Genomic DNA, 8,427 nt, shown 5'->3' on the forward strand with positions numbered 1-8,427 from the left:
GAGTCCATCGAGCTCGGTGACGTCGTCGAACACGACGGCGAGATCATTTGTGTCGTTGAGCAGATTCTTCTCGAACGTTGTGGTGAGTGTTGAGAGGCGACCGTTGATTTCCGTGAGGCGCGCCTTCTGGGCTTCGTCGAGGCCTGCGCCTGCGTGGGTCATCTCGCGGTAGTGGCGCTCGACAAGGTAGCGATCCTCGGGCGCGAGCCCGAGATCATCCAGCTGGGAATGCACGCTCGCTATGCGTCGATAGAGCTCAGCGTTCAACTGCACGGCATCCGTGTGCGCTGCCATCAAGGGGGCCAGCGCTTCTTCGATCTCTTGGATCTCTGGCGTCGCGTCAGCGGACGACACCGTGTAGAAGGCAGATGCCACATCGTGGAGCAGCTCGCCGCTGCGCTCGAGGGGCACCAGCGTGTTCTCGAAAGTCGGGGCGGCGGCGACATTGACGATCGCGTCGATCTCACGTCGATGCGCGGCGAACGCCTCGGTGAACGCCGGCAGGTAGTGCTCTGGTCGGATTGCCCGGTAGTCCGGGAGTCGGTAGGGGAGCGAGCTTGCGGCAAGAAGAGGGTTCGACATGTCGACGTCGGTCATGGACCCAACCTATCTCCTCGGATCCGTACCGCAAACCAACCTTTGCAAACGAATACTTGCAAAGAAAGCTTTGCGGTCTTATCGTGGAGGTGTGAACAGATCGCCAGACGACGCGGGTGATGTGCCCCCGCGCATCGGTGAGGCGCGTGAGCTGGATGTCGGCGCGCTGCGCGCGCTTGCGCATCCGCTTCGTGTCGAGATCTACGACATCCTCAGTCAGTTCGGGCCGCAGACGGCGAGCTCGCTGGCGGAGCAGCTGGGGGAGTCGTCCGGGGCGACGAGCTATCACCTGCGTGCGCTCGCCAAACACGACCTCATTCGCGAGGTTCCCGATCGAGGCACGGGACGCGAGCGCTGGTGGGAACGACCCAAGGGCGCGGTGTCGATGACCAGCCCTACGGCCGTCAGAAGTCCTGCGGGCCGCGCCGCGAGCCAGGTTGTGATCAGCGAGTTCTATCGACGCCGTAACAGGCAGCTCGAGGAGTTCATAGCGCGCCAGATTCGCAAGGATCCCGACGAGTGGACGGCGATGCTCAGCACCGCCACCGTTCGACTGACGGATGCGCAGTTCGAGGAGCTCGGCCATGAACTCGAGGCCGTCATCGACTCGTACGTCGCGCGCTACCGCGAACAGCAAGGCGAGGGAGTGCGACCGTTCACCATCCGAACCGACGTGTTCCCCCTGACAGACCCGGAGCAATCATGACCACCATCAGCACTGTGGCGGCGGCCCACTGCGACCAGGTGCAACCGAGCGCGATCGAGCGGGCGGCGCTGGTCGTTCTGCGAGCACTGGAACGAGACATCGAAGTGCGGGTTCGACGGCGGGCATCGACCCGTCCGATCCGGCACGCTGCACTAAGCGCGTACGCCGAGGGGCGTGCGGATGCCTGCGCCGGCGCCCATGTCGGCATCCTGCCGCGATGACTGTCGCCTCGAGCCCCGTCCGGCGTCAGCTTCCGCTCGGCCGGGACTTCGGGAAGCTCTGGACCGCTGCGGCATTCAGTAACCTCGCTGACGGGGTCGGACGCACGGCCGTCCCGCTCATCGCAACGACCCTGACGCGGGACCCGGTCGCCATTGCCGCGGTGGGAGCGCTGGCCTTCGTTCCCTGGCTGTTCTTCGGGCTTCCCGCTGGCATGATCGTCGACCGGTTCGATCGACGCCGGGTCATGGCCTCTGCCAACGTGCTGCGCGGCGCCGTTGCGGTGGCCCTTGCCGCTCTGACCGCGACAGGTCATCTTGAGCTGTGGCATCTGCTCGTCGCGACTGTGGTTTTCGGCATCGGTGAAACCCTGTTCGACAACGCGACCAATGCCGTGATCCCCTCGCTGGTCGGCAGACCGGGGCTGGACCGTGCGAACAGCCGCATTCAGGCTGCACAGATCACGATCGACAGTTTCGTTGCCCAGCCCATTGCGGGTGTGCTGTTCGCGATCTCGCTCGTGCTCCCGCTCTGGGTTGGCTCGATCGGGTATCTGGTCCCGATCGCCCTGGCGCTCATGCTGCCGGTTTCCGCTGCCTACGCCTTACGCGGTTCCAGGTCCGCGGAAGCAGAATTTGCGACGGACGAGGTGGCGGCGCCTGGGGAGCGACTTCCCGCATCTGACCCGCAGCGCGTCTCGACCAAGGATGCGGCGCTGTACCTCTGGCGCCACCGCTATCTGCGCGCGCTCGTGGTGTTCACCTCGATCCTTGGCGGCGCATTCGCCTTCGCACAGGCGCCGACGATTCTCTACTTCCTCGAGACACAGGGTGTGGCGCCAGCCGCAATCGGCTTCGTCACCGCAGGAATCGGCGCCGGCGCGCTGCTGGGCTCCCTGGTCGCCCCCGCACTTGTGCGCCGCTTCGGCCGGGGCGCTGTCATGCTGGTCGCGAATCTCGGCGCAGGGGTGTGCCTGGCGCTCGTGGGAATCGCCCCCGAGGTGGTCAGCGCGATCGTGGCCTACGCAGGAATGGCCTTCGCGGTCTCGCTGTGGAACGTCCCCTGGGGGGCGCTGCGGCAGATGATCATTCCGGGCGACATCTTCGGTCGGGTGCTCGGTATCATCCGGAGTCTGACCTGGGGACTGTTCCCGATCGCCACGATGCTCGGCGGTCTGGTCGCGCGCGTGGACCTTCGCCTCCCCTATGTGATCGCTGCAGTCGTGACGATCATCGCTGCCCTCGCCGCCGCGCGACTTCTTCTGGCAGCGAGCCGGGTGTCAGCGAACGAGGAGTGACCTCCGCTCAGGCGAACTCGTCGTCGGGATCATGGTGCACGACCGCCTCGCCGTCGGCGCCAAGCGTCACGATCACGCCGGTGTCGAGTTCAGCGATCGGTCGCCCCTCGAGCCACGTGAGTGTCCAACGCGGTGTCGGTTCCTGAGCGAGCTGCCCGGCAGAGATCAGCTCCTCGACAGCGGTGATCTGTGCGCGCAGGACCTCGGGTACGGCCTGCGGAGGTTCCGTGCCCAGGGCCCACCGGGTTCCGAGTTGCATCTCACGCCTCCCCGAGTTCGATGGATGCGACGGTCGTGCTCTCGGCATCCGTGTAGGTGATCGAGGCGATGCGCCCCACGGCCTTCAGGTCGCCCTCTGCCAGCTTGAGTCGCTCCACCGTCGCAGCCGGTGCGCCGAGCGTGATCGACGTGACCGGCGTCTTCTGGGAGGCCTTCGCCTCGGTCTTCGCGCGACGGATGCCGATGAGTGCCGCACCGACAGCGGTCAGCACGGCGGGGTCGCCGTCGATGCCGAGCGGCTCGGGCCATGCTGCCGTGTGAATCGAACCCTCCTCGAACCACGACCAGGCTTCTTCCGTTGCGAAGGAAACGATGGGCGCGAGCAGGCGCAGCTGCGTCGAGAGTGCGATACGCAGGGCAAGGGCGGCGGATGCCTGACCGACATCGGTCTGGTCGTAGGCTCGCTCCTTGACGAGCTCGAGGTAGTCGTCGCAGAAGGTCCAGAAGAAGGACTCGGTCAGCTCAAGCGCGCGGGCGTGATCGTAGGCATCCAGCGCTGCCGTTGCATCGCGCACGACGCCATCGAGCGTCGCGAGCATCGAGGCATCCAGCGCATGAGTGATCTGCGCGCCGTCCGGGACGGGGAACGAGAGGACGAACTTCGCGGCGTTCAGGATCTTGATCGCGAGGCGCCGACCGATCTTGATTTGCGTCGGGTTCTGCGGATCGAACGCGGCATCCGTGCCCAGGCGGCTGGATGCAGCCCAGTAGCGCACGGCGTCCGATCCGTGCTGCTCCAGGATGTCGGCGGGCGTCACCACGTTGCCCTTCGACTTGGACATCTTCTTGCGGTCGGGGTCCACGATGAACCCCGAGATCGCGGCGTCACTCCACGGCGCGCGGCCGTCTTCGAGCGCGCTACGCAGCATCGTCGAGAACAGCCAGGTGCGGATGATGTCTTGACCCTGCGGGCGCAGGTCGAACGGGGCGACGAGATCCCACAGCTCGGGGTCGCGCTCCCAACCGCCAGCCAGCTGCGGCGTGAGCGACGAGGTGGCCCAGGTGTCGAAGATGTCGCGCTCTCCCTCAAAACCGCCGGGGACGCCGCGCTGAACCTCGGTGTATCCCGGGGGAACGTCGGTGGTGGGGTCGACGGGAAGCTGGTCGTGAGTGGGAAGCAGCACGCGGTCGTAGTCGCGCTCACCGTTCTCGTCGAGGCCATACCAGACAGGGATTGGCACCCCGAAGAAGCGCTGGCGCGAGACGAGCCAGTCTCCGGTGAGGCCGCCGACCCAGTTCTCGTAGCGCACGCGCATGAAGTCCGGATGCCACGCCAGCTCCTTGCCGAGGGCGATGAGCTTCTCGCGCAGCGCCTCGTCGCGGGCGCCGTTGCGGATGTACCACTGGCGCGTCGAGACGATCTCGAGGGGGCGGTCGCCCTTCTCGAAGAACTTGACGGGGTGGGTGAAGGGCTTCGGGTCGCCGATGAGCTCTCCCGACTCCTGCAGCAGCTCGACGACGCGCTTCTTGGCGCTGAAGACGGTCTTGCCTGCAAGCTCCGCGTAGGCGGCACGCGCGGCATCCGTTGTGATGACCTCGGGAGCATCGGCGATGATGCGGCCATCCATGCCGATGATCGTGCGGTTGGGGAGATCGAGTTCGCGCCACCAGATGATGTCGGTGACATCGCCGAAGGTACAGATCATCGCGATGCCCGAGCCCTTGTCTGGCTGCGCGAGCGGATGCGGGAGCACCGGCACTTCTACGTCGAACAGCGGCGTCCGCACGGTCGTGCCGAATGCGGGCTGGTAACGCTCGTCGTCGGGGTGTGCCACCAGCGCGACACACGCGGCGAGGAGTTCGGGACGCGTGGTCTCGATGTGGATGTCTCCGCTGCCGTCGCTCTTGTGGAAGGCGAGTCGGTGGTAGGCGGCAGGCTGCTCGCGGTCTTCGAGTTCTGCCTGCGCGATCGCCGAGCGGAAGTCGATGTCCCACAGCGTCGGCGCGAGCGACTGGTACGCCTCGCCACGCTCGAGGTTGCGCAGGAACGCGAGCTGGCTCGTGCGCATCGTCTCGTCCGAGATCGTGCGGTAGGTCTGGGTCCAGTCGACCGAGAGTCCCAGCATCCGCCACAGGTCTTCGAAGTGCTTTTCGTCTTCGACAGTGAGCTTCTCGCACAGCTCGATGAAGTTGCGGCGGCTGATCGGCACCTGGTCAGCGGCCTTGCTGCTCTTGTTGTCACCGCCCTCGTACGGGGGAGTGAAGTCGGCGTCATAGGGGAGTGAAGGATCGCAGCGCACACCGTAGTAGTTCTGCACGCGGCGCTCGGTGGGCAGGCCGTTGTCGTCCCAGCCCATCGGGTAGAAGACGGTCTTGCCCCGCATCCGTTCGAAGCGCACCTTCACGTCGGTGTGGGTGTAGCTGAACACGTGGCCGATGTGGAGCGACCCGGATGCCGTCGGCGGGGGAGTATCGACGGAGTAGACCCCGGCCCGGCCAACTTCTGCAGCGCGAGCCCGGTCGAAGCCGTACGTGCCGGCATCCGTCCAGGCGGCATCCCACTTCTGTTCGAGACCCTCGAGGGCGGGCTTGTCGGGAACTGCGGCCATGGGGTCTCCTTGGGCGATATGTGCGGCACTGTGTGAGCGTGCCTGAGTGTGGGATACGCCTCGATTCTACCGGGGCGAACACTGTCGAGCCGGTGAGCGCCCCCCGACCGCGCGACAATTCGTTCCGGCGCCGAGAATCTGCTGGGGCGCCGCGCTCGGGGCGCCGGATCGGATTCTCGTGACTGTTGGGGTCCCGGATAAGCAGCGGGATCAGGGCAACGGATGCCGAGAGTGCCAGTCCTCGCGGGTGATGGCGAATGCCAGATGCGGCATGTCGATGTCGCGGTAGCGGATGGTGAAGCGCTCGCGCACCGTCATCCCGAGTCGAATGGCGACGTTCATCGACGCGATATTTATATCGCGCACCCTCGCGTAGATCTCGGGGACGTCGAGATGGGCGAAGCCCCAGTCGAGGCACGCGGATGCCGCCTCGGTCGCGTATCCGTGGCCCCAACGCTCCCGAAGCAGGTGGTAGCCGACCTCAATGACCTGAGCTTCACCCACGGCCTGGATCGTGAGGCCGCAGTCTCCGATCAGCTCGCCGGTGCGAGCATCCACCATGGCCCAGAGTCCGATGCCGTCGCGTTCGTAGCGCGCGAGCTGCCGCGCGATCCAGTCCACGGTCTCGTCTGGCGAGAAGCCGTGCTCGTAGGCGGCCATCGCGATCTCGTCACCGAGGACGCGGTGCAGAGCGGGCTTGTCCTCGAGAGTGAGTGGCCGCAGCCGCAGCCGTGGGGTGTGCAGCCCGGCGAAGGCATCCGTCGCCTTCTTCATTCGAGCACCCGGATGCCGAGAGCTGCAGCGAAGGATGCTGCGTGGTGTTCGATCTGGCGGGGCGAGAGCGTCGCACCGCTGAGCCCAGCAGGGTCTGTGAACGAGAGCGCCTCGAGACCACGGAGATCGAGGTTCTTGCTGCGCAGGCTTCGAGAGTCGACCTCGTCGGCGTGACATCCGGAGACCTGCACGCGATCGAGGGATGCCTCGGGGAGGTCGAGCGAGCCGAAGCGGCAGTCCACGAACCGAACGTCGCTCAGCGTCGCGAGAGCGAGGTTCGCGTAGTCGATGCGTAAGCCGCGGAACTCGACGCTGTCGAGCTCGGCCCCGCTGAGTTCGAGAGTTGCGAGCCGGCCACCGTCTATCGTCACGGTTCGCCAGGCGCTGCCCGGCGCGATCAGCCGCGTCGCACGGATGCCGCTGATCAGCACATCGCGCAGGGATGCGCCCGTCAGGGTGAAGGCATCGAGGTCGGCATCCGGGATGGCGCACTCGGCGATTCGGCCGAAGGATGCGTCGACGTCGCCGTGAAGCGGGGCCAGCCTCGCGCCGATGACCTCGTCGTGACCTGTCAGCGTCTCTGCGGGCTCGAGGACCCGCGGTAGGTCGGGGCTGCTCACTCGAGGTGGCAGCGGTCCGGTGGATCGAGAACGAGGCACGCATCCACCCTAGGCGCCGCTAGAATTGAGCAATCAGCACCGATCCGGCCATCACCGGGGAGCTCTCGGAAGAACCGTCCCGCGAGGGGCCCAGTAGAACCGAGCGGGTCAGGCCCGTCATAGCCGCAGTGAGAGGGGCTCGACCGGACGCAGACCGGAAGAGCACGCAGGGTGGTACCGCGGTCCGCGAGGATCGTCCCGGCGCAACAGTCCGTGACCCTTGCGAGATGACATGAGCTACCCCCGCCCCTCCGCCTTCGGACCCGCTGCCGACGTTTCGCCGAGCCCGCGCTTTCCCGCGATTGAACGTGACGTGCTCGCGTTCTGGAAGCAGGATGACACCTTCCGCGCCTCGATCGCGCAGCGCGACGGTGCCGAGGAGTGGGTCTTCTACGACGGCCCGCCCTTCGCGAACGGTCTTCCGCACTACGGGCACCTCCTGACGGGATACGCCAAGGACCTCTTCCCTCGCTTCCAGACCATGCGCGGCAAGAAGGTCGACCGTGTCTTTGGGTGGGACACGCACGGCCTTCCCGCCGAACTCGAGGCGATGAAGCAACTTGGCATCACCGAGAAGGCCGAGATCGAGCAGATGGGCATCGCCGCGTTCAACGCGAAGGCTCGTGAGTCGGTGCTGACGTACACCCACGAGTGGGAGGACTACGTCACCCGCCAAGCGCGCTGGGTCGATTTCGAGCGCGGCTACAAGACTCTCGACACCGGATACATGGAGTCGGTGCTCTGGGCGTTCAAGAGCCTCTACGACAAGGGGCTCGCGTACGAGGGCTATCGGGTGCTGCCTTACTGCTGGCGCGACGAGACCCCGCTGTCGAGCCACGAGCTGCGCATGGACGACGACGTCTACAAGATGCGCCAGGACCCCTCCGTCACGGTCACCTTCCCGCTGGTCGGCGCCAAGGCCGAGGCGCTCGGGCTCACCGCCGTCCGGGCGCTCGCCTGGACGACGACCCCGTGGATCCTGCCGACGAACCTCGCCCTCGCGGTGGGGCCCGACATCCGGTACGTCGTGGTCCCCGGTGGTCCGAACGGAGCTGCCGATGTTCATCGCGCGCCCGGTGGGGAGGTGGATGACGCTGTCGAGGCGACCGCGCACGAGTACCTGCTCGCCGAAGACCTGCTCGCCGGTTACGCGAAGGACCTCGGGTACGAGAGCGTCGAGGATGCGCGCGCGGCGGTCTCGCGCAGCATCCTGGGGTCGGAACTCGCCGGCGTCTCGTACGACAGGCTCTTCGACTACTACGCGGATGCCGAGATCTGGGGCACCCAGAACGCGTGGCAGATCCTCGTCGACGACTACGTCACGACCAGCGACGGCACCGGCATCGT

General features: G+C 66.3%; 8 protein-coding genes and 1 pseudogene. 4 read left to right on the top strand and 5 right to left on the bottom strand.

The annotated features are described in order from the left end of the window. Window positions 1-597 (bottom strand): annotated as a pseudogene (locus tag Q1V87_RS14695) (M3 family peptidase); the annotation flags it as partial. Window positions 598-688: 91 nt separating this feature from the next. On the opposite strand from Q1V87_RS14695, the gene Q1V87_RS14700 reads away from it, so the two are divergent. The 3 genes from Q1V87_RS14700 to Q1V87_RS14710 are packed head-to-tail and all read left to right on the top strand — an operon-like array spanning window position 689 to window position 2,819. After that, window positions 689-1,303 (top strand): helix-turn-helix domain-containing protein, encoded by a 615-nt coding sequence (locus Q1V87_RS14700; protein WP_300594475.1) that lies wholly within the window; start codon window positions 689-691, stop codon window positions 1,301-1,303. After that, window positions 1,300-1,524: a hypothetical protein gene (locus tag Q1V87_RS14705; protein WP_300594478.1), complete on the top strand. Its 225-nt coding sequence runs from the start codon at window positions 1,300-1,302 to the stop codon at window positions 1,522-1,524. Before Q1V87_RS14700 ends, Q1V87_RS14705 begins: the two co-directional genes overlap by 4 nt. Then, the gene (locus Q1V87_RS14710; protein WP_300594481.1) at window positions 1,521-2,819 is read left to right on the top strand and encodes an MFS transporter; all 1,299 of its coding nucleotides are present in this window, start codon (window positions 1,521-1,523) and stop codon (window positions 2,817-2,819) included. Before Q1V87_RS14705 ends, Q1V87_RS14710 begins: the two co-directional genes overlap by 4 nt. Before the next feature lie 7 nt (window positions 2,820-2,826). Here Q1V87_RS14710 and Q1V87_RS14715 read toward each other — a convergent pair whose 3' ends face one another. The 4 genes from Q1V87_RS14715 to Q1V87_RS14730 all read right to left on the bottom strand — a co-directional run bounded on the left by Q1V87_RS14715 (window position 2,827) and on the right by Q1V87_RS14730 (window position 7,041). Beyond that, the gene (locus Q1V87_RS14715; protein ID WP_300594484.1) at window positions 2,827-3,078 is read right to left on the bottom strand and encodes a hypothetical protein; all 252 of its coding nucleotides are present in this window, start codon (window positions 3,076-3,078) and stop codon (window positions 2,827-2,829) included. A 1-nt stretch (window position 3,079) separates the two neighbouring features. After that, window positions 3,080-5,647, bottom strand: coding sequence for a valine--tRNA ligase (gene valS / locus Q1V87_RS14720; RefSeq protein WP_300594487.1), 2,568 nt, complete (start codon window positions 5,645-5,647; stop codon window positions 3,080-3,082). Between the two features lie 210 nt (window positions 5,648-5,857). Next, a complete protein-coding gene (locus tag Q1V87_RS14725; protein WP_300594490.1) occupies window positions 5,858-6,421 on the bottom strand; it encodes a GNAT family N-acetyltransferase in 564 nt (187 codons plus the stop codon). Beyond that, window positions 6,418-7,041 carry a pentapeptide repeat-containing protein gene (locus Q1V87_RS14730; protein ID WP_300594493.1) on the bottom strand — a complete coding sequence of 208 codons (624 nt, stop codon included), beginning with the start codon at window positions 7,039-7,041 and terminating at the stop codon, window positions 6,418-6,420. The genes Q1V87_RS14725 and Q1V87_RS14730 overlap by 4 nt, the downstream gene beginning before the upstream one ends. Window positions 7,042-7,312: 271 nt before the next feature. Here Q1V87_RS14730 and Q1V87_RS14735 point away from each other — a divergent pair. After that, window positions 7,313-8,427, top strand: a 1,115-nt coding sequence (locus Q1V87_RS14735) for a class I tRNA ligase family protein (protein WP_300594496.1), incomplete at its 3' end; no start/stop codon positions are given.

The sequence above is a fragment of the Microbacterium sp. genome, assembly GCF_030149085.1.
In the GTDB taxonomy this organism is placed as follows: Bacteria; Actinomycetota; Actinomycetes; order Actinomycetales; family Microbacteriaceae; genus Microbacterium.

Coding starts and splice junctions, on each gene's coding strand:
- Q1V87_RS14710 (WP_300594481.1), top strand. CDS start 1,521: ATGACTGTCGCCTCGAGCCCCGTCCGGCGTCAGCTTCCGCTCGGCCGG.
- valS (WP_300594487.1), bottom strand. CDS start 5,647: ATGGCCGCAGTTCCCGACAAGCCCGCCCTCGAGGGTCTCGAACAGAAG.
- Q1V87_RS14715 (WP_300594484.1), bottom strand. CDS start 3,078: ATGCAACTCGGAACCCGGTGGGCCCTGGGCACGGAACCTCCGCAGGCC.
- Q1V87_RS14705 (WP_300594478.1), top strand. CDS start 1,300: ATGACCACCATCAGCACTGTGGCGGCGGCCCACTGCGACCAGGTGCAA.
- Q1V87_RS14725 (WP_300594490.1), bottom strand. CDS start 6,421: ATGAAGAAGGCGACGGATGCCTTCGCCGGGCTGCACACCCCACGGCTG.